The 19,892-nt window shown below is 32.9% G+C and carries 21 protein-coding genes; 11 read left to right on the top strand and 10 right to left on the bottom strand.

Going from position 1 to position 19,892, the window contains the following annotated elements; all coding sequences use genetic code 11:
- Window positions 1-3 precede the first annotated feature (3 nt).
- The 3 genes from G6042_RS14450 to G6042_RS08830 all read left to right on the top strand — a co-directional run bounded on the left by G6042_RS14450 (window position 4) and on the right by G6042_RS08830 (window position 3,186).
- Window positions 4-129 (top strand): hypothetical protein, encoded by a 126-nt coding sequence (locus G6042_RS14450; protein WP_262887311.1) that lies wholly within the window; start codon window positions 4-6, stop codon window positions 127-129.
- Between the two features lie 75 nt (window positions 130-204).
- Window positions 205-2,391 (top strand): TonB-dependent receptor domain-containing protein, encoded by a 2,187-nt coding sequence (locus G6042_RS08835; protein WP_169524012.1) that lies wholly within the window; start codon window positions 205-207, stop codon window positions 2,389-2,391.
- Between the two features lie 177 nt (window positions 2,392-2,568).
- On the top strand, window positions 2,569-3,186 hold the full coding sequence (locus G6042_RS08830; protein ID WP_169524010.1) for a hypothetical protein: 618 nt from the start codon (window positions 2,569-2,571) through the stop codon (window positions 3,184-3,186).
- Window positions 3,187-3,288: 102 nt separating this feature from the next.
- On the opposite strand, the gene clpX is transcribed toward G6042_RS08830, so the two are convergent.
- The 7 genes from clpX to G6042_RS08795 form a co-directional block, all read right to left on the bottom strand.
- Window positions 3,289-4,521, bottom strand: a complete 1,233-nt coding sequence (clpX, locus tag G6042_RS08825) for an ATP-dependent Clp protease ATP-binding subunit ClpX (RefSeq protein WP_169524009.1) — start codon at window positions 4,519-4,521, stop codon at window positions 3,289-3,291.
- A gap of 44 nt (window positions 4,522-4,565) precedes the next feature.
- The gene (gene clpP, locus G6042_RS08820; protein WP_169524007.1) at window positions 4,566-5,225 is read right to left on the bottom strand and encodes an ATP-dependent Clp endopeptidase proteolytic subunit ClpP; all 660 of its coding nucleotides are present in this window, start codon (window positions 5,223-5,225) and stop codon (window positions 4,566-4,568) included.
- Window positions 5,226-5,355: 130 nt separating this feature from the next.
- Complete coding sequence (tig, locus tag G6042_RS08815) at window positions 5,356-6,684, bottom strand: trigger factor (protein WP_169524005.1); 1,329 nt, start codon at window positions 6,682-6,684, stop codon at window positions 5,356-5,358.
- A gap of 96 nt (window positions 6,685-6,780) precedes the next feature.
- Entirely contained in the window at window positions 6,781-7,122 is a 342-nt protein-coding gene (locus G6042_RS08810) for a phage holin family protein (protein ID WP_169524003.1), read from the bottom strand.
- A gap of 3 nt (window positions 7,123-7,125) precedes the next feature.
- Window positions 7,126-7,896, bottom strand: a complete 771-nt coding sequence (locus G6042_RS08805) for an alpha/beta fold hydrolase (protein WP_169524002.1) — start codon at window positions 7,894-7,896, stop codon at window positions 7,126-7,128.
- The gene (locus G6042_RS08800) at window positions 7,886-8,872 is read right to left on the bottom strand and encodes a PDDEXK nuclease domain-containing protein (RefSeq protein WP_169524000.1); all 987 of its coding nucleotides are present in this window, start codon (window positions 8,870-8,872) and stop codon (window positions 7,886-7,888) included. The genes G6042_RS08805 and G6042_RS08800 overlap by 11 nt, the downstream gene beginning before the upstream one ends.
- Before the next feature lie 45 nt (window positions 8,873-8,917).
- The gene (locus G6042_RS08795) at window positions 8,918-9,631 is read right to left on the bottom strand and encodes a pyridoxine 5'-phosphate synthase (RefSeq protein ID WP_169523997.1); all 714 of its coding nucleotides are present in this window, start codon (window positions 9,629-9,631) and stop codon (window positions 8,918-8,920) included.
- Window positions 9,632-9,799: 168 nt separating this feature from the next.
- On the opposite strand from G6042_RS08795, the gene G6042_RS08790 reads away from it, so the two are divergent.
- The 8 genes from G6042_RS08790 to murI all read left to right on the top strand — a co-directional run bounded on the left by G6042_RS08790 (window position 9,800) and on the right by murI (window position 18,050).
- A complete protein-coding gene (locus tag G6042_RS08790; RefSeq protein ID WP_169523995.1) occupies window positions 9,800-10,459 on the top strand; it encodes a CBS domain-containing protein in 660 nt (219 codons plus the stop codon).
- Between the two features lie 4 nt (window positions 10,460-10,463).
- Window positions 10,464-11,345, top strand: a complete 882-nt coding sequence (locus tag G6042_RS08785; protein ID WP_169523994.1) for an NAD kinase — start codon at window positions 10,464-10,466, stop codon at window positions 11,343-11,345.
- Window positions 11,346-11,509: 164 nt separating this feature from the next.
- The gene (gene porG / locus G6042_RS08780; protein ID WP_169523992.1) at window positions 11,510-12,196 is read left to right on the top strand and encodes a type IX secretion system protein PorG; all 687 of its coding nucleotides are present in this window, start codon (window positions 11,510-11,512) and stop codon (window positions 12,194-12,196) included.
- 4 nt (window positions 12,197-12,200) lie between these two features.
- A complete protein-coding gene (locus G6042_RS08775; RefSeq protein ID WP_169523990.1) occupies window positions 12,201-12,941 on the top strand; it encodes an isoprenyl transferase in 741 nt (246 codons plus the stop codon).
- Window positions 12,874-15,636 (top strand): BamA/OMP85 family outer membrane protein, encoded by a 2,763-nt coding sequence (locus tag G6042_RS08770; protein ID WP_169523988.1) that lies wholly within the window; start codon window positions 12,874-12,876, stop codon window positions 15,634-15,636. The genes G6042_RS08775 and G6042_RS08770 overlap by 68 nt, the downstream gene beginning before the upstream one ends.
- Before the next feature lie 34 nt (window positions 15,637-15,670).
- On the top strand, window positions 15,671-16,663 hold the full coding sequence (locus tag G6042_RS08765) for an OmpH family outer membrane protein (RefSeq protein ID WP_169523986.1): 993 nt from the start codon (window positions 15,671-15,673) through the stop codon (window positions 16,661-16,663).
- A gap of 27 nt (window positions 16,664-16,690) precedes the next feature.
- A complete protein-coding gene (locus tag G6042_RS08760; protein ID WP_169523984.1) occupies window positions 16,691-17,191 on the top strand; it encodes an OmpH family outer membrane protein in 501 nt (166 codons plus the stop codon).
- Window positions 17,192-17,270: 79 nt separating this feature from the next.
- Window positions 17,271-18,050 carry a glutamate racemase gene (gene murI, locus G6042_RS08755; protein ID WP_169523982.1) on the top strand — a complete coding sequence of 260 codons (780 nt, stop codon included), beginning with the start codon at window positions 17,271-17,273 and terminating at the stop codon, window positions 18,048-18,050.
- A gap of 149 nt (window positions 18,051-18,199) precedes the next feature.
- On the opposite strand, the gene G6042_RS08750 is transcribed toward murI, so the two are convergent.
- The 3 genes from G6042_RS08750 to G6042_RS08740 all read right to left on the bottom strand — a co-directional run.
- Window positions 18,200-18,715 (bottom strand): gamma carbonic anhydrase family protein, encoded by a 516-nt coding sequence (locus G6042_RS08750; RefSeq protein WP_169523980.1) that lies wholly within the window; start codon window positions 18,713-18,715, stop codon window positions 18,200-18,202.
- Between the two features lie 48 nt (window positions 18,716-18,763).
- Window positions 18,764-19,765 (bottom strand): PorP/SprF family type IX secretion system membrane protein, encoded by a 1,002-nt coding sequence (locus G6042_RS08745; protein WP_169523978.1) that lies wholly within the window; start codon window positions 19,763-19,765, stop codon window positions 18,764-18,766.
- Window positions 19,766-19,771: 6 nt separating this feature from the next.
- On the bottom strand, window positions 19,772-19,892 hold a 121-nt coding region (locus tag G6042_RS08740; RefSeq protein WP_169522387.1), incomplete at its 5' end, for a T9SS type B sorting domain-containing protein.

Raw genomic sequence — 19,892 nt, 5'->3', positions numbered from 1 at the left:
CGAGTGAAAAAGCTATTAATCTCAATACTTCTAATTTGCTTATTAACTTCTTGCGGACCAAAAAGAATGGGTTGCGGACCAAGAAGTTGTTCCATTGAAAAAACTGCTGCGCAAAAAAATATTTGCTAAAAAATCACTTTGGATTGTAACATTTTCATTCGATTAAAGTCTTACTGATAATCATCAATCTGAAATTAATCAAAAATGAAATCATTCTTTATGGCTGCATTATCCTTTGCAGCAACAACCGTTTTTGCGCAAGAAACAAAAACAGAAAACGACACCATTAAACCCAAAGAGCTTAACGAAGTTACCATCACGCAACAGAAAAAATTCATCAAAGTTGATTCTGACAAAACAACGGTAAACGTAAAAGACAACCCAATGTTAAGCACCGGAAATGCTTTTGAAGCTGTAAAAAGACTTCCTGGTGTTATTGCTTCGCCAACTGGCGGATTATCACTAAACGGAAAAGGCGTAACAATTTATATTGACGGTGCGCCAAGTACATTAAGCGGTAGCGATTTGGAAAATTATTTGTCGTCACTTCCAGCAAATGCTATCGAAAAAGTAGAATTGATATATAATCCTGGAGCAGCTTTTGATGCCAATGCTAGCGGTTCAATCATCAATTTAGTTACCAATTCTAAGCGTATGAAAGGCGTAAATGCTAGTTTTAATATCAACTACAATTTCAACAAATACCAAAAACCAAGTCCGCAGATTTTACTCAACGGAAAAGAAAAAAACTTGAGTTGGCAAACCATGATTGGTTACAATTACATCGAATGGGAACAACAATCAAATAATGGTCAAACGTTCACTTCTTTTGATCCTGATAAATTCATCAATCAAAACCGACTAAATGTAAACACTAACCGAAATTTTTACGCTCGCGTTGGAACCAATTACAAGTTAAGCGAAAAATCGAATTTGTTGTTCAATTACAATACAACTTTTGCTAACGATAGAGGTGATTTTGAAGGAATTACTAATGGTTCGGAAATTTCAGATTATTTCAACAACGGAATTTCCAAAACAAAAGCAAGCAATCACGAAGTAAGTTTACAGTTTAAAACCAAGTTAGACACCATTGGAAGAACGCTTGATATTATTGCGTTTACCAATACTTTTAACCGAAATCCAGACACAAAAACTAATGCTGTTGAAGACAACGTTTCGAGTTTTAATAACTTCAAAAACGATTTTGGATTGCTGAATTATTATTTGAAATATGATTTTGCTATTCCGTTTGAAAAGTTAAATCTTTCGGTAAATACAGGTGGAAAATTCAATACGATTAAAGTTGACAACATTGGAAGTTACAATTTGAATTCGGCTACAACCGATATTATCGACTTTGATTACAAAGAAACCAATTTGGCTTTTTATGCCGAAGTTCGAAAGAAAATCAAGAAATTACATTTAACCGCTGGATTGCGATTTGAAAATTTTGAAGTTGACAGAGTTGGAATTGTAGATGATGTAAAAACCAATATCGATTTTAAAAACAACAATTTGTTTCCAAATGTCAGCGCGATGTATGAAGTAACCGACGATATCAATCTTACGGCATCATATTCAAGAAAAATTTCGCAACCGAGTTATAGTGTTTTGGATCCAAATGGTGGAAATTTTGACCAATACAACTCTTCGGGAGGAAATTTATTGTTGAACCCAAGCTTTTTTGACAATTTTGAATTCAAAATTTCGGCGTTGCAATTTGTTCAATTAGGCGCCAATTATACCGTTGCAAAAGACCACAATTTATTCTTGATGACGGCTGAACCAGGCGAATTGGTTAGCACGCAAACGTTCCAACAATTCGACCGATTTAAAACGTTCAGTGCTTATGCCAATTTCCCAATTCCGTTGGATTATTTCTTCAAAGGAAAAGAAGAATTCCAAAAGCGAATGAACAATATCGACAAGATGAATTACATATATTTGAATATAAATTACGTTAAAAATTTAACCGAAGGTTATGATTTTTCGTTTGATGCTTCACCAGTTTGGAATTATGGTGCACAAGCTCAAATCATGTTGCCTTGGGATATAAAAAATACCATGAGTTATTTCATTTTGCCAGAAGGTGGCGTTTGGGAAATTTACAAAATCACCAAACCAATTCAGCAGTTTGATATTTCGTTTAATAAAGATTTCATGAATAAAAAGTTGAAATTGGGTTTACACATGTTTGATGTTTTCAATCAAAACGAAGTAAATGCTTTGATTTCTTCGACCAATTTGCAAACACGTTTCTATGAAAAAAATGACACGAGACATTTTAGAATTTCGTTGACCTATAACTTTGGAAATTTAAAACTACAAAACGAAAACACTACTATCGAAACGGAGAAAGTAAATAGTGGTGGCGGTTTTGTAAAATAAAAACAAGTTGTTTTGAAGAAAAACACGAATTACACCAATTTTCACGAATTATTTTTTTAAAAAATTGAAGCTAAAAATCCCTTAACTTGAGGGATTTTTGGTTTTAAAAAGTGTTCTTATAATTTTGAATAGTTTTGTATATTTGGGTATTCAGGCTAACGATTGAATATTGAAAAAATGAAAAAAGAACTAACTAAAACTTACTTTAATATACTCGTTATTTTACTTGTTCCATTTCTGTTTAGTCATTGTAAACAAAAAGATACTGAACTTAAAACAACAAAAAAATGGGAAAATTTTAATGTCGATAATAAGATTTCTGAAAATGAAATATTCAAAAAATTAGACAACGAAAAAGAAATTTTTTCAGCTTTAGAAAAAGACACACTAATGAAGAAGTCAAGTGCTGTATCTTATATAAATAACCGAAATGAGGATTATGACATGAAATATTCGAATTTTAATAATTGTCGTTCTTATTTTTGGAAAAAGGATACGCTTTCTATAAACATTGGAATCGGTAACGGTTTTGGTGGTCATGGATTTATAATATTAGTAAAAAACGGCAAGTTCTATACTGAACCCTATTATTCAACTGACGTAGTAACTGAAGGAGAAAAAGAATCAGTATATAAAATTATTTATCAAAAATTAACATTAAACCATTCAAATTTTAAAATTGGTGATAGTATTTATGGAAAAATAGATTTCAAATCCATTGAAACCGACAATCAAAACAAAACAATAAACCATACAGGAGTTGGTTACTTTAGAACAAAAGTAAAAGAATTATAATCATATTTTTACAAATCATAATTAAAAAAAGTTTCAACAACATAAAAAAAACCACTCCAAATAGAGTGGTTTTCTTTGTATTCCGTCAAATTGAAATGATTTTTAAGACGCTATTTCCAATCGTTTTAATAAATTTTTACCCAAAGCATCTTCGGTGTATTCTTTATCAATATGAAGTGTTTTTTCATTACTACTTGGTAAATCATACATGGCATCGGTTAAAATGGCTTCACATAGTGAACGCAAACCTCTTGCGCCAAGTTTGTATTCTAATGCTTTATCCACAATAAAATCCAAAGCTTCATTTGATATACTAAACTTCACATCATCCATAGCAAATAGTTTTTCATATTGCTTGATTAATGCATTTTTAGGTTCGGTTAAAATAGAACGCAAAGTTTCTTTGTCTAACGGATCCATGTGAGTAAGCACTGGCAAACGACCAATAATTTCAGGAATTAATCCAAAATCTTTAATGTCTTTTGGAATAATATATTGCAGTAAATTATCTTTATCGATGTTCTCACCGTTTTTAGCAGAACTATATCCAACGGCTTGTCTATTCAATCGTTTTGAGATAATTCGTTCTACTCCGTCAAATGCACCACCAGCAATAAACAGGATATTTTGAGTATTTACTTCCACAAATTTTTGGTCAGGATGTTTTCTTCCACCTTTTGGCGGAACATTTACAATCGTTCCTTCCAATAATTTCAGCAAAGCTTGTTGCACACCTTCACCCGAAACATCTCGCGTTATCGACGGATTATCGCTTTTGCGAGCAATTTTATCAATTTCATCAATAAATACAATTCCTCTTTCGGCTTTTGGCACATCATAATCGGCAGCTTGAAGCAAACGTGTCAAAATACTTTCTACGTCTTCACCAACATAACCTGCTTCGGTTAAAACGGTTGCATCAACAATAGCTAACGGAACATCAAGCATTTTTGCAATGGTTTTTGCTACCAATGTTTTTCCTGTTCCAGTTTGTCCAACCATAATGATGTTAGATTTTTCAATTTCTACATCATCAACAGCGCTATGTTGCATCAATCTTTTGTAGTGATTGTAAACCGCAACTGCCATCACTTTTTTAGTTTGGTCTTGTCCAATTACATATTGATCAAGGAATGTTCTAATTTCTTTTGGCTTTCGCAAAACTAAATCGGAAGAAACCTTAACTTTTGAATTGGTTTTCAATTCTTCTAGCACAATTCCGTGAGCTTGTTCAATACATCGGTCACAAACATGTGCATTAATTCCAGCAATCAATAGATTGGTTTCTGGTTTTTTTCTACCACAAAACGAGCATTCTAATACTTCTCTTGCCATTTTTTATAGGTTTATTTGATTTTTATGGGGAAAAAATCTTTTAATTAACTTCTTCTCAACACTTCATCAATCATTCCGTATTCTTTGGCTTCATCGGCAATCATCCAATAATCGCGTTCTGAATCTTTATAAACTTTATCAAAAGTTTGTCCAGAATGTTGTGAAATGATATTATATAATTCGTCTTTTAACTTCAATGTTTCTCTCAAATTGATTTCCATATCTGTTGTTACTCCTTGAAAACCTCCTGATGGCTGGTGAATCATTACTCTTGAATGTGGCAACGCTGAACGTTTTCCTGCTGCACCAGCACAAAGTAAAACTGCTCCCATTGAAGCTGCCATTCCTGTACAAATTGTTGCTACATCTGGCTTGATGTATTGCATTGTATCATAAATTCCAAGTCCAGCATAAACGCTTCCGCCTGGAGAATTGATGTAGATTTGAACGTCTTTTGACGCATCAACGCTTTCTAAAAACAGTAATTGCGCTTGGATAATGTTTGCCACATGATCGTCAACACCTGTTCCTAAAAATATAATTCTGTCCATCATCAAACGTGAAAAAACGTCTAGTTGGGATACATTCAACTGACGTTCTTCAATGATATATGGTGTCATGCTGTTTACAATCTTATCATAATATAAGCTGTTAACACCATGCTTTTTTGTCGCAAATTTTTTAAATTCTTTTCCGTAGTTCATTTTTTTAAAAAAAAGTAATTATGTTAAACTCTCTTTGAATTTGAATGGTCAAAGCCGAAAATTAGCCTTAAAACAAGCAAAAAGCGTCAAATCTATTCAGAAATGACGCTCAAAGATACTAATTTTTTAATTAAATCTCACCATACATCGCTTTGATGAAATCATCATAAGAAACTTCTTTAGATTTTGCTTTAACTTTTTCTTTATATAAGTTTAGCATTTTCTCGTTCATTACTTGTTCTGACAAACGACGCACTTCGTCTTGATTTGACATAACGCGAGCAACAATTCCTTGTACATCTTCATCTGATGGATCCATTTGACCAAATTGTGCCATTTGTTTTTTTATCAATTCAGAAGTGTATGCTTTTAAATCTTCGAAAGTGATTTGTAAACCATTTTCTGTAATGATTTTACCTTCGATTAATTGGTAACGTAAACCGTTTTCTGATTTTGTAAATTCAACTTCAGCTTCTTCTGCAGAAAGAGGATTTTCACCTGCTGATTGTATCCATTTTTTTAGGAATTCAGCTGGTAAATCAAATTTCGTATTTGCAATCAAAAACTCCGTAACATCGTTTAAGAATTTTTGATCTGCTTGTTGAGCAAATTGTTTTTCGGCATCTTCTTTGATTTTTGCTTTCAATTCGTCAACTGAAGTTACCACTTTTGGTCCAAATAATTTATCGAATAACTCTTGGTCTAAAACTGCTGGTTCATGTGTTGTTACTTCATCGATTGTAAAAGTCACTTCGATATCTAAACCGTGAACGTCATCATGTCCAACTGCTAAATAATCCATCAATTTGTGATCGTCGTCAAATAAACCTTTGGTTTTTAACGTTACCACATCACCTACTTTTTTCCCAATGAAAGCTTTCGCTGTTTTTTTATCTGCAAAAACATCTAATGAAAGTGTCGTTCTGTTGTTGATTGCTTTTTCTTCGTTAGCAAAAACACCAGAAACATCGTTTCCTTCTTCCACTACGTCTTTTGCGATTAATTTTCCGTATTGTTTTTGAATTCTAGCCACTTGGTCATTCAACATTTTGTCATCGGCAACGATAGTATATTTTACCAAATCATTTTTTGCTGTTAAATCCACAGTGAATTCTGGCGCTAAACCTAATTCGAATTCAAATTTATAATCTTCAACATCCCAATTGAAATCTTCGGTTACTTTTGGTAGCGGATTTCCAAGGATATCTAATTTTTCTTCTACTAAATATTTGTTTAAATTATCTTGCAACAATTTGTTTACTTCATCCAACAACACTGCTTTTCCATATTGTTTTTGGATTAAGCTCATTGGAACTGCTCCTTTTCTAAAACCAGGAATTGAAGCATTTTTTCTATAATCTGCTAAAACTTTTTGTACTTTTTCGGCATAATCTGCTTTGGATACTTCTACTGTAACTACTGCATTTAAAGCATCTACGTTATTTCTTGTGATATTCATTTCTTGTGTTTTTTACATACTAAAATTGGGTTGCAAAAGTACAACTTTTTCACAACCCAACAAAGTTTTTAAATATTTGAATTTTAGCTTTTTATTTTAGTCATTATTTGTCAATTTAAAGACGATTGATTGTGATAACGAAAGTATTATACTGAAAAGCATTGCTGTCCAAAATGTACTTACTTTAAATCCGTCGATAAAATGGTCGCAAACCAAAATCATTGCGGCATTGATAACCAAATAGAAAAAACCCAGCGTAAAGATAGTTACCGGCAAGGTTAAGACAACCAATATTGGTTTTACAAAAAGATTTAGCAATGCTAAAACAACTGCAACGGTTAATGCTGACATGAATTCGTCAACAATTACACCTTTCATTAAGTGTGAAATTATCATTACTAAAACAGAGGTAACGAGTAATCGGATAATTATTTTCATAGTTTATTTTAAAAAGTTACTAGTTTCTTCAAAAAACAATTTTGGATTTTCGGCATGAAGCCAGTGTCCAGCGTTTGGAATTGTTGCGAGTTTAAAATTAGGGAAATGATTTTGAATTTCGGGTAAATCGGTATCCAAAATATACCTGGAATTTCCACCACGAATAAAAAGCGTTGGTTTTTCAAAACGTTTTTCACTTGGTAAAGCCACGCCAATTTGTTCGATTTTTTCATTAAAAACAGACAGGTTAAATCGGAATGCTAATTGTCCAGGTTCTTTCCAATACAGACTTTTCATTAAAAATTGTCTTGTTCCAAAATCGGGAATAAACGGATACAACGTTTCTTCCACTTGACTTCTATCAGGTTTTTCAGAAAAATCAACTGCGTTCAATCCGGCTAAAATATCTTGATGATGTGGCGCATAATATTTTGGACCAATATCAGCTACGATAAGTTTTTCAACCAAATCAGGATAAGTTGTTGCAAAAAGCATCGCTACTTTTCCACCCATCGAATGACCAATTATTGAAACCGATGATAAATTATGATGTTGGCAATAGTTCAAAACATCGTTTACCATGATTTCATAACTAAATTCATCGGAATGAAAACTTTTTCCATGATTTCTTAAATCGAGCATGTGAACTTGAAAACCTTCGGCAGCATAAAGCGAACCAAATGATTTCCAATTATCGCTCATTCCCAGAAATCCGTGAATGATTAAAAGCGGCTTGCCTTCGCCTTCTATTCTTGAGTATAACTTATTCTCCATTTTCTAATTCAAAAAGATGTCTATCTTGTTCTATGATCTGTTTTAACTCTTCTTCTTTTGGCATATATAACAAATATTGACTTGCAAAAACGCTTTTTTTATCTGCTAATACCGAATATTTGACTATTGTTTCATCTTTCTCTGAACAAAGTAAAATTCCAACGGTTGGATTATCACTTTCTGACTTCTTCAAATCATCATACATTCGAACATACATATCTATTTGTCCGATATCTTGATGCGAAAGTTCTCCTGTTTTTAAATCAATAATTACAAAACATTTTAAGATGTAATTGTAAAAAACCAAATCGATATAAAAATCTGAAGTATCGGTAACGATATGTTGTTGTCGTGCTACAAATGCAAATCCTTTTCCAAATTCTAACAAAAACTTTTGAATATGATCTATTATTGCGGTTTCGATATTTTTTTCGCTGTTTTTAATATCATTTGGCAATCCAAGAAATTCGAAAATATAAGGATCTTTTATTAAATTTTGAATGGTTGGTTTTTCAGAAACATCTTTTTTATGTTCTAAAATTCGCTCAAAGGCTAATGAATTAATTTGTCGTTGTAGCGTTCTACTATTCCAATTATTATCAACACTTTCTTTAAGATAAAAATTTCTTTTCTCTTGAAAATCTATTCTAGAAAGCAATCTATAATGTGTCCAACTCAATTCTTGACGCAATGCGTCAAGAATTGGAAAAGCGAGGTAGAACTTTCTCATATTGGTAAGATTTGTATAGTCAAACCCTTTCCCAAATTCCAATGTAAGTTGACCAGCTAACGTTTTTAAAACCGCTTTACCATATTCCGCTCGTTCTTTTCCTTGTTGTTCATCTTCAATAATTAATTTTCCTATTTGCCAATAGGTTTCAAGCAAAACAGAATTTGCCATTCTAAAAACTCGCTGACGAGACAGAAGAATAATTTCTTTTATTTCAGAAAACAACATGTTTTTATCGGTCTCCATACACTATATTTTAAATTCTAATCTCAAAGTTTCAAGATTGAAATTCTATTTTAATCTATTCAAATACATATTCACAACATTGTCCAAACCTAAATATAACGCTTCAGAAATCAAAGCATGGCCAATGGAAACTTCTAATAAATTTGGAATATTTTCTTTGAAAAATTTAATATTATCCAAACTCAAATCGTGTCCGGCATTGATCCCTAAACCCAGTTCATTGGCTAAAACAGCAGCTTTTGTATAAGGTTCGATTCCTTTTTCATTTCCTAAATCATATTGATGTGCAAAACTTTCGGTATATAACTCAATTCTATCGGTTCCGGTTTTTTTGGCGCCTTCAATCATTTCCAGAATTGGATCAACAAAAATGGAAGTTCGAATTCCGTTTCGTTGAAATTCTGAAATTACTTCGGTTAAATAATCCTGAAATTTTATCGTATCCCAACCTGCCGAAGAAGTTATCGCTCCAATCGCATCGGGAACAAGCGTTACTTGTGTTGGTTTACACTCCAGAACCAAATCGATAAAATTATGTTGCGGATTTCCTTCAATATTATATTCGGTGTAAACAATCGATTTCAAATCGCGTGCATCTTGATAGCGAATATGTCTTTCATCTGGTCGCGGATGAATGGTTATTCCTTGTGCGCCAAATTTTTGAATATCGGTTGCAACCTTTAATAAATCGGGCACATTTCCACCACGAGCATTTCGTAACGTTGCTATTTTATTGATGTTTACACTTAATTTTGTCATTTTTTTTCAACTTTTAGCCACAGATGCACAGATTACTATTTTTTGAAGTTAATCCTAAAAAATCAGTGAATCTGTGGCTATTAATAAATTTCAGCAAAAATACAAAGTTAAAGCAAGTCAACATGTCCGAAATTTTGATTATTTTGCAGTCGATTAAAAAATGAATACATGAGAGTACTTTCTGAATACATTAACAACGATTTTAAACCTTTTTCGATTAACGAAACCGTTGCCGAAATTCAAGATTTTTTTGCCGAAAGTACTTTTTCACATTTTCCAATTTTAAACGAAGGAATTTATCAAGGTTGTATTTCATCAGTTGATGCTGAAACGTTTGATTTTCAAAAAACCATACTCGATTATCGCTATGCTTTGGAAGGTTTTTTTGTTAGAAATTCCATGATTTGGCTTGATGTTTTAGAGATTTTTGCGCGAAACAATGCTAATCTTGTTCCTATTTTGGACGAAAACAACAACTATGTTGGCTATTATGAAATAACCGATGTGATAAAGTTTTTAAACGAGACGCCTTTTCTAAAAGAAACTGGAGGAATTATTGTGGTTGAAAAAGCCGCTATCGATTATTCGATGAGCCAGATTGCTCAAATTGTAGAAAGTAATAACGGAAAATTGTTAGGTCTTTTTGTTTCGGAAGCCAATAATGAAAAAGTTCAAGTTACCGTAAAAATTACACTTGGCGGTTTGAACGACATTATCCAAACGTTTAGACGATATAACTACGAAATTATCTCTGAACATCACGAAGATAATTATATGAATAATTTAAAAGAACGTTCGGAATATTTGGACAAATACTTAAATATGTAATCTTATGAAAGTTGCCATTTTCGGACAATATTATCAAAACGACACGCGACCAATTATTAAAGACATCTTTGTTTTTTTTAACAGAAACAACGTGGAAATGGTTATCGAAGAGAAATTTTTAAAAATTCTTTACGAAGAAAAAATCATTGAAAAACAATACAACACGTTTTCCTCTCACGAAGATTTAAACAGCAGTTTTGACATATTAATTAGTATTGGTGGCGACGGAACAATTTTAAGAGCAGCAACTTTTGTTCGTGATTCAGGCATTCCAATTCTTGGCGTGAATGCTGGAAGATTGGGTTTTTTAGCCAAAGTTCAAAAAGAAAACATTGAATCGTTCCTAAAAGTTGTTTTAGAAAAAAAATACACTATTTCCGAACGAACACTTTTAACGATAGATTGTTCAACCAATGAAATTGGGATGGACATTAATTTTGCAATGAACGAAATATCGGTAAGCCGAAAAGACACCACTTCAATGATTACAATCGAAACTTTTCTAAACGACGAATACTTAAATTCCTATTGGGCAGATGGCTTAATCATCTCAACACCAACAGGTTCAACAGGATATTCACTTAGTTGTGGCGGACCAATTTTAACTCCCGAAGTAAAAGGATTAGTAATAACACCAATTGCGCCACACAATTTAAACGCTCGACCATTAGTAATTCCTGATGACACCATTATTAAACTAAAAGTTTCTGGAAGAGAAGAACAATACTTGGTTTCGTTAGATTCTAGAATGGTATCGGTAAACAATAATGCCGAATTAACCATCAGCAAAACACCTTTCAAAATTAAAATGGTAGAAATTCCAGAAGAAACTTTTTTTAAAACATTAAGAAACAAACTTCTTTGGGGTGAAGATAAAAGAAATTAGAAAAAAAGAACCAAAAAATATACTACAACACATTTTTTTTCGTTTTAAAAACATCACAGTTCAAGTTCAACAAGCTGACTACTTTAACATTATTTGTGATAAATCTACTTTTGATGTTTCATAAGTAGTGAGAATTGTTATATTTGCACGCTATTTTCAATTGAATGAAAAAGACTTTAGTACTGTTTTTTTGTATATTGTTTCAAAACTTTTCAAATGCACAAATCCATGAGATTGGTGCTTTTTTAGGTGGAAGCAACTATGTTGGCGATGTTGGGAAAACAAATTATGTTAATCCAAATGAATTTGCCTTTGGAATTTTGTATAAATGGAATAAAAGTCCGAGACATTCCTATCGATTTTCGTATATGCAATCATCGATTACTGCGAATGACTTAGATTCAAATGTTCCTAACCGAAATTTGCGTGGTTATAAATTTGGCAACAGTATTAAGGAATTTTCAGCAGGATTAGAATTCAATTTTTTTGATTTTAATCTTCATGATGCTTTGAGAAGAAAAACAACGCCTTATGTTTTTTCAGGTTTGTCCTATTTTATATATGATGAGCTTTTTGTGTTAAACGGGCAAACTAAAAAAGATTATCGAGAAGGTGCTTTAGCCATTCCAATGGTTGTTGGAATAAAAAGTAATCTTATTGAAAACTTTGTCATTGGAGTTGAAGTTGGCGCAAGATATACATTTACCGATAATTTGGACGGAAGCAATCCAAAAAATGAAAATTTGGCACCGTTAAAATTTGGAAATATTAACAGTAATGATTGGTACTTTTTTTCGGGAATAACGATAACGTACACCTTTGGAGAAAAACCATGCTATTGTGCAGAGTAAAAAAATGAGTTTGAACACTACTATAGATAAAGACAATTTACCCAAACACCTTGCCATCATCATGGACGGAAATGGTCGATGGGCAAAACAAAAAGGATTTCTAAGAGCTTTTGGTCATGAAAATGGGACAAAATCGGTTAGAACTACAGTGGAAAGTTGTGCCAAACTAGGAATAGAAAATCTTACACTTTATGCCTTTTCTACCGAAAATTGGAATCGTCCAAAGTTGGAAGTAGAAACATTAATGAAATTACTCATTTCTTCCTTAAAAAAAGAACTCGACACACTACAAAAAAACAATATCAGATTGAATGCTATAGGCAATTTAGATTTGCTTCCTTCATCTGCCAAAAAAGAATTAGTAACAGTTATAGAAAAAACAAAAAACAATAGCCGAATGACGCTAACACTAGCGCTAAGCTATGGTTCAAGAGAAGAATTGTTAAATGCTGTTAAAAATATAAGTAGTAAAGTTAAAAATAATATAATTTCTCAAGACGATATTGATGAATCAATTATTAATCAGCATCTTTACACACACAATTTACCCGATGTTGATTTGGTAATACGAACCAGTGGCGAACACAGAATTAGTAATTTTTTGCTATGGCAAATAGCCTATGCAGAGTTTTATTTTACTGATGTTCTTTGGCCCGATTTTAAAGAAACCGATTTATATGATGCCATCATTAGCTATCAAAAAAGAGAACGAAGATTTGGAAAAACAAGTGAACAAATTAAATAGATTTTCAGTGCAAATAAATACCCTAAAAATATTTTTAATCGCTTTATGTATTGGGAATATTTTTCAATTACAAGCCCAAGAAGAAAGATTACCGTTTTCTCAAGGAAGAAAATATATTTTAGCCGATGTAAATGTGGTTGGAAAAATCAGCTACAATCAGCAAACCGTTGTTACCTTTACTGGACTTGAAAAAGGCCAACAAATCACTGTTCCTGGAGAAGAAATTAGTAACGCCATCAAAAAATTAGGTAAACTAGGACTTTTTAGCGACATCGATTTTTATGTAAATAAAACTGAAAATGACAGTATTTGGCTTGATCTTTTCATCACTGAACTACCAAAATTGAGTGATGTAAAAATTCAAGGAGTAAAAAAATCAAAAATCGAAGGACTTATCAAAGATAACTCGTTAACAAAAGGCAAAATTGTAAACGAAAACCTTATCACGACTACTAAAAACTACATTGAAAATAAGTATAAAAAAGACGGTTTTTTTAATACCAAAGTTTTCATCACTACAACTCCAGACACAACCGAAGGCAACTTGGTTAAAATGCTGGTTAATATTGACAAAGGAGACAAACTTAAAATCTCAAAAATAACGTTTGACGGCAACGAAAAATTCTCGGATAAAAAGCTGCGTGGTGCGATGAAAAACACCAAACAAATCAACCCTATCCGAATTTTTAAATCTTCAAAATTTGTAAAAGACAAATACAAAGAAGATTTAGTTTCTATCGTATCTAAATACAAAGAAAAAGGATATCGTGACGCAAGAGTTGTATCGGATTCAGTATTCTTGAATGAGAAAAAATCAAAATTAGCTATCAATATTAAAGTTGAAGAAGGAAGAAAATATCATTTTGGTGATATTAAATTCCTAGGAAACTCAGTATATTCTGATCAACTTTTAAGTCGTGTTCTTGGAATCAAAAAAGGAGAAACTTATAACGGAGTTTTACTTGAAAAAAGAATTGCCGATAAAACAAAACCTGATGCTGATGATTTAACCAATTTATATCAAAACAATGGTTATCTATTCTCAAACATTAATGCCGTTGAAGTAAAAACAGAAAACGACACTATTGATTTTGAAATAAGAATTACCGAAGGCCCAATTGCCTATTTTAACAACATTACCGTTGTTGGAAATGACAAAACCCATGATAGAGTAATTTACAGAGAATTAAAAACACATCCTGGTGAAAAATATAGCAAAGATGCTTTGGTTAGAACTATTCGTGAAATTGGACAATTGGGTTTCTTTGATCCAGAAGCAATCGATCCGAAATTCAAAAACGTCGATCCAGCAGCAGGAACAGTTGATATTGAATACAACTTAGTAGAAAAAGGTTCTAGCCAAATTGAGCTTCAAGGTGGTTATGGTGGCGGAGGTTTTATTGGAACACTTGGACTTTCGTTCAACAACTTCTCAATGCGAAATTTATTCAATAAAGAAGCTTACAAACCATTACCAATGGGCGACGGACAACGAGTATCATTGAGAGCACAAGCTAGTTCATTCTTTCAAACGTATAGTTTATCTTTCTCTGAACCATGGTTTGGCGGAAAAAAACCAGTTAATTTCTCGACTTCATTGTCTCATAGTAAACAATTTTTATACACAGGAAGATCAAGAGATGTTGACAGAACTAAAAGTTTTAACATTACGTCACTTTCTGTAGGTTTAGCAAAAAGATTAACAATTCCTGATGATTATTTTGTATTATCTGGTTCAACAAGTTTCCAATATTATGATTTAAATAATTACAACACTGGATTATTTTCTTTTGGAGATGGTGCTTCAAGAAACTTAGCTTTTACAGTAGGTTTAACTAGAAACAATAAAGGTGTAAATCCAATATATCCAACATCTGGAGCAGAATATAGCGTTTCAGCAAAATTTACATTACCTTATTCGCTTTGGAACGGAATTGATTATGGTGACTTGGAAAATCAAGAAAAATATAAATTAAAGTATACTGCTGGAATGGAGAATGTTTACACAAATAGCGAAGGTTACTTTCCATTAGAAGGCGATTATCTAGGAATTAAAGAAACATTTCCAAACGGAACTGTACACTACCAAGCTGTAGATAATTATACTGATGCTGCTGCAGACAAATCAAAAGTTGACCAAGAAAGGTTCAATTGGTTAGAATATTACAAAGTAAAATTCAAAGTTGACTCCTACACAAAAATTGCTGGAACACCACAAAAAGCGTTAGTTTTAAGAGCTTTGGGAGAATTTGGTTTCCTTGGCGCGTACAACAGCGCAAGAGGAATGGTTCCTTTTGAACGTTTCTTCCTTGGTGGTGATGGATTGGCTAACTTTGCGCTTGACGGTCGAGAAGTGGTGCAATTAAGAGGTTATCCAAACCAATCATTATCTGATATTAATGGTGGAACAATCTATAATAAATTCTCGTTAGAACTTAGATATCCATTAACGTTAAAAGCTGCTGCGTCAATTTATGCATTAGGATTCCTTGAAGCAGGTTCGTCGTTCAACAACTTCCAAGAATACAATCCATTTGTGCTACAACGTTCGGCTGGATTTGGTTTAAGAATATTTATGCCTGCATTTGGATTACTTGGTATAGACTTTGCTCATGGATTTGATGCCGTGCCAGGTTCTGGAACAACACAAAAGAACGGTTGGGAAACACATTTTATTATTGGTCAACAATTTTAATTATATTTGATACATATTTTAAAATCATAATAATATGAAAAAATATTTTTTAGCATTACTACTTCTTACTTCATTTGCAATGAATGCTCAAAGTAGAGGAACAAAGATAGGTTTTATTGATATGGAATATATTCTACAAAACGTTCCTGATTATACAGAAGCTAAAAGTCAATTAGAACAAAAAGCACAAAAGTGGAAACAAGATATAGAAGCAAAAAAAGTTGAAATAGCTAAACTTAAAGATGCTTTAAAAACTGAAAAAGCACTTCTAACGCGTGAATTAATTGAAGAAAGAGAAGAAGAAATTGCTTTCCAAGAAAGTGAACTTATCGACTTTCAACAAAAGAAATTTGGACCAAATGGCGATTTAATCACTCAAAAAGCCGTTTTGGTAAAACCAATTCAAGATCAAGTTTTTACTGCAGTTCAAGATATAGCTGAAGCCAAAAAATTCGATTTCGTTTTTGACAAATCATCCGATTTAACCATGCTTTTTGCAGCAAAAAGACACGATATCAGCGAGCAAGTTATTAAAACAATAACAAGAGCAGAAAGAAGAGAACAGCTTACAAAAAAACAATTAAAAGATCAAGAAGCCAAAGAATACAAAGAGGATTTAGAAGATGAAAATCCTGCTCTAGCAGAAAGAAGAAAAGCATTAGAAGAAAAAAAAGCTGCTAGAGACAAACTTGTTGAAGATAGAAAAGCGGCAAACGAAGCTAAGAAAAAAGAACTTCAAGATAAAAAAGATGCTGCAGCTGCCGAAAGAGAAGCAAAAAAATCTGGCACGGTTTCTGCAACTGACAAAAAAGAAGACAACAAAGAAACTAAAGACGCTGAAAAAACAACCGATGGAACTGCTACTGCTAAAGAAGACAAAGCAGCCGAAAGAGCAAAAACATTAGAAGACAGAAAAGCGGCACTTGAAGAAAAAAAGAAAAAAATATTAGCCGATAGAGAAGCGGCAAAAAAAGCAAGGGAAGAGAAAAAAAATCAACCTAAAGAAGAACCAAAAAAAGAAGAATAACAATAATTAATTAATACTTTTAAAACAATGAAAAGATTGAAATCATTACTAATCGCTGGAGTTGTGTTTCTAGGAACAATGCAAACGATGAATGCTCAAGCAAAAACTGCACACGTAGATGTAAATGAAATTATTTCTAAAATGCCTGCAGTAATAGAAGCTAAAAAACAATTAGAAAAATTAAGCTCTACCTATGATGCTGAATATAAAATAATGATTGACGAGTACCAAGCTAAAATGAAAAAATACGAACAAGAAGCAGATACCGTTGGTGACGCTGTAAATGCAACTCGTCAAACAGAAATGCAAGATTTAACTAAGCGTATTACAGATTACAGAGAAAATGCTCAAAAAGAACTACAAAAGAAAGAAACTGACTTAGTAGCACCTTTATACGACAAAGTTAGAGCTTCTATTGAAAAAGTAGGAAAAGCAAAAGGATATCAATATGTATTAAACGCAGCTGACTTACTTTTAAAAGATGGTCCAGATTTAACTGCTGATGTTAAAAAAGATTTAGGTTTTTAATCAAAAGCTTAATTATAAAAGTAAAAAACTGCTCAACCTTTCAACAGGATTGAGCAGTTTTTTTTTATTTTTGTTACTTATGACAAACAACAACCCAATAGGACTATTTGATTCAGGCATCGGCGGAACTTCCATCTGGAAAGAAATTCATGAACTCATGCCAAACGAAAACACCATTTATCTAGCCGACAGCAAAAATGCACCTTACGGACAAAAATCAAAAGAAGAAATCATCCATTTAAGCAATAAAAACACCGAGTTTCTGCTCAATCAAAATTGCAAAATTATAGTCGTTGCCTGCAACACAGCCACAACCAATGCCATCAAAGAACTAAGAGCAAAATACCAAGTTCCGTTCATTGGCATTGAACCCGCAATAAAACCAGCAGCATTACATTCAAAAACCCAAACCATTGGAATTCTCGCCACACAAGGAACCTTAAACAGCGAACTATTTCATCAAACAGCCCAACAATTTCAAGACACTAAAATCATCGAACAAATTGGCCATGGACTCGTTCCACTAATCGAAAAAGGAAAAATCAATTCACCTCAAATTAAAGAATTACTCAACAATTACCTTCAACCCATGATAGAAGCGAATATCGACTATCTTGTGCTAGGCTGCAGCCATTACCCATATCTTTTGCCACAAATCAAAAAAATCCTCCCAAAGCACATTAAAATCATCGATTCAGGCGAAGCCGTTGCAAAGCAAACCAAAAACATCCTATCCGAAAAAAACAACTTAAACCAAGAAAGCCATCAACCAAAGAACATTTTCTACACTAATGCCAACCCAACTGTTCTCGAAAAAATTCTAAAGCACAATTATCCAGTAATAAAAAAAGATTTCTAGAAGCCAAACTTCCAAAAATCTTTTAAACCATTTTCCCGCTTTCCGCTACAATCTGTCATTGCGAGGAACGAAGCAATCTCACAAACAACAGTGAAGCAATGACAGGATTTCCGCTTCAATCGGGGCTAAAAACCAACTTTCGGCTTCTTTTACTCTTCCTTAAACCAACTCGAATACATTACATAATTATTCGAAATACGTTCAATCTCGCCAGCAAAATCCGACTGATCAATATCCTTAACTTTCTTAGCAGGAACACCAGCATAAATCGTCCCCGATTCTACAACCGTGTTTTGCGTAACCACAGCACCGGCAGCAACAATCGAGTTACTTTGAATAACACAATTATCCATTACAATTGCACCCATTCCAATCAAAACATTATCATGCACTTTACAACCGTGAACAATAGCATTATGACCAATAGAAACATTATTCCCAATTTCCGTTGGATGTTTTTGATACGTACAATGAATAATGGCACCATCTTGAATATTTACCTTATCGCCTATTTTGATAAAATTAACATCGCCACGTACTACAGCATTAAACCAAACACTACATGATTTTCCAAAAGAAACATCACCAACAATCGTTGCGTTTTCAGCAACATAACAATCCTCCGGAATTTGAGGAGATTTTCCATTTACAGCTTTTATAACCATTACTTAAAAAAAAGTCCCATCTTTTTTGACGGGACATTATTTGAATTATTAATTAATCGCAGGACAATTACAGTGGTATTTCTCTCTTTTACAGAACAAGTTAAGACCTAATGTAATTTGGTGAAATCCACCAGCATCAAACTTAATGTCACCTAATAAATGAGAATAAGTATAAGAAATCATATAACTATTGAAATTTAACCCAATAATTGGAGTGATGTATTGTAACTTTTGATCGCCAATACTTTGTTGACCTTCAACAAACTGCGCCCCATCTAAACTTCTTCTATAAGACAATCCTCCCCAAAGTCTTCCAAAATCAAGTTCCTTATAAGCTTTGATATTCAAATCTACCGTTTTCTCTTGAGTTTGAGTAACTAACTGAAACATGAAAGATGGTTCCCAAACAATCTTATCAGGATCACCAAAAGTATACCCTGAATTCAAAATAAAACGTCTTAAATTAACTGGTTCTCTATCGGTATACAATTTTCTATCACTAGCCAATGCATTTTTAACTGTAGCATGTACATAAAAATCCAAGAAATTATACGATGCTCCAATATCTACATTAAAGTAAGAAGCTCTTTGTATGTCGCCAAAAGCAACTGGATCAAACGAAGGATCATTAGTATAAAAAGAACTCTCATCAAGACTACTTTGCACAAAACCTGCACTCATACCAAAAGACAATTGATTCAAATCAACATTGTCTCTTGAAAACATAATATGATGTGCATAAGTCAACTTCATCCCTGTTTGTGAATGATAACCGTTTTTATCATTAAAAACAATAACTCCACCACCCGATCTTTCACCTAAAGAACCATTTATACTCAAAGTTTGCAATGCCGGCGCATCATCTTGACCAAACCATTGTTGTCTTGCTGTTAATCTAACTTTGGTACAATTAGCAGCTCCAGCCATAGATGGATGAAGCAAATAATAATTATCCGAAAGATAGTCAGAATATACAGGCAATCCTTCTTGAGAAAACGATACCTGAGCTACCGCAAATAATAGTACTAAATAAACTTTTTTTAAATTCATGGTTTTTTATCTTTTCAATGAGAAATGGGCTTTAAATTCTTTCATAACACCTGCTTCAGGATATTCTACCTTGAACCAGTAATCGGTTGATGGCATTAACTGTCCGTTGAACGTTCCGTCCCAACCG

It is taken from the genome of Flavobacterium solisilvae, assembly GCF_012911605.1.
Classification (GTDB): domain Bacteria; phylum Bacteroidota; class Bacteroidia; order Flavobacteriales; family Flavobacteriaceae; genus Flavobacterium; species Flavobacterium solisilvae.
This window is presented reverse-complemented; position numbering and strand designations above follow the sequence as displayed.

What these genes read in the sequence shown, in the direction of transcription:
- G6042_RS08835 (WP_169524012.1), top strand. Translation starts at nt 205, where the DNA reads ATGAAATCATTCTTTATGGCTGCATTATCCTTTGCAGCAACAACCGTT.
- G6042_RS08830 (WP_169524010.1), top strand. Translation starts at nt 2,569, where the DNA reads ATGAAAAAAGAACTAACTAAAACTTACTTTAATATACTCGTTATTTTA.
- clpX (WP_169524009.1), bottom strand. Translation starts at nt 4,521, where the DNA reads ATGGCAAGAGAAGTATTAGAATGCTCGTTTTGTGGTAGAAAAAAACCA.
- clpP (WP_169524007.1), bottom strand. Translation starts at nt 5,225, where the DNA reads ATGAACTACGGAAAAGAATTTAAAAAATTTGCGACAAAAAAGCATGGT.
- tig (WP_169524005.1), bottom strand. Translation starts at nt 6,684, where the DNA reads ATGAATATCACAAGAAATAACGTAGATGCTTTAAATGCAGTAGTTACA.
- G6042_RS08810 (WP_169524003.1), bottom strand. Translation starts at nt 7,122, where the DNA reads ATGAAAATAATTATCCGATTACTCGTTACCTCTGTTTTAGTAATGATA.
- G6042_RS08805 (WP_169524002.1), bottom strand. Translation starts at nt 7,896, where the DNA reads ATGGAGAATAAGTTATACTCAAGAATAGAAGGCGAAGGCAAGCCGCTT.
- G6042_RS08800 (WP_169524000.1), bottom strand. Translation starts at nt 8,872, where the DNA reads ATGGAGACCGATAAAAACATGTTGTTTTCTGAAATAAAAGAAATTATT.
- G6042_RS08795 (WP_169523997.1), bottom strand. Translation starts at nt 9,631, where the DNA reads ATGACAAAATTAAGTGTAAACATCAATAAAATAGCAACGTTACGAAAT.
- G6042_RS08790 (WP_169523995.1), top strand. Translation starts at nt 9,800, where the DNA reads ATGAGAGTACTTTCTGAATACATTAACAACGATTTTAAACCTTTTTCG.
- G6042_RS08785 (WP_169523994.1), top strand. Translation starts at nt 10,464, where the DNA reads ATGAAAGTTGCCATTTTCGGACAATATTATCAAAACGACACGCGACCA.
- porG (WP_169523992.1), top strand. Translation starts at nt 11,510, where the DNA reads ATGAAAAAGACTTTAGTACTGTTTTTTTGTATATTGTTTCAAAACTTT.
- G6042_RS08775 (WP_169523990.1), top strand. Translation starts at nt 12,201, where the DNA reads ATGAGTTTGAACACTACTATAGATAAAGACAATTTACCCAAACACCTT.
- G6042_RS08770 (WP_169523988.1), top strand. Translation starts at nt 12,874, where the DNA reads ATGATGCCATCATTAGCTATCAAAAAAGAGAACGAAGATTTGGAAAAA.
- G6042_RS08765 (WP_169523986.1), top strand. Translation starts at nt 15,671, where the DNA reads ATGAAAAAATATTTTTTAGCATTACTACTTCTTACTTCATTTGCAATG.
- G6042_RS08760 (WP_169523984.1), top strand. Translation starts at nt 16,691, where the DNA reads ATGAAAAGATTGAAATCATTACTAATCGCTGGAGTTGTGTTTCTAGGA.
- murI (WP_169523982.1), top strand. Translation starts at nt 17,271, where the DNA reads ATGACAAACAACAACCCAATAGGACTATTTGATTCAGGCATCGGCGGA.
- G6042_RS08750 (WP_169523980.1), bottom strand. Translation starts at nt 18,715, where the DNA reads ATGGTTATAAAAGCTGTAAATGGAAAATCTCCTCAAATTCCGGAGGAT.
- G6042_RS08745 (WP_169523978.1), bottom strand. Translation starts at nt 19,765, where the DNA reads ATGAATTTAAAAAAAGTTTATTTAGTACTATTATTTGCGGTAGCTCAG.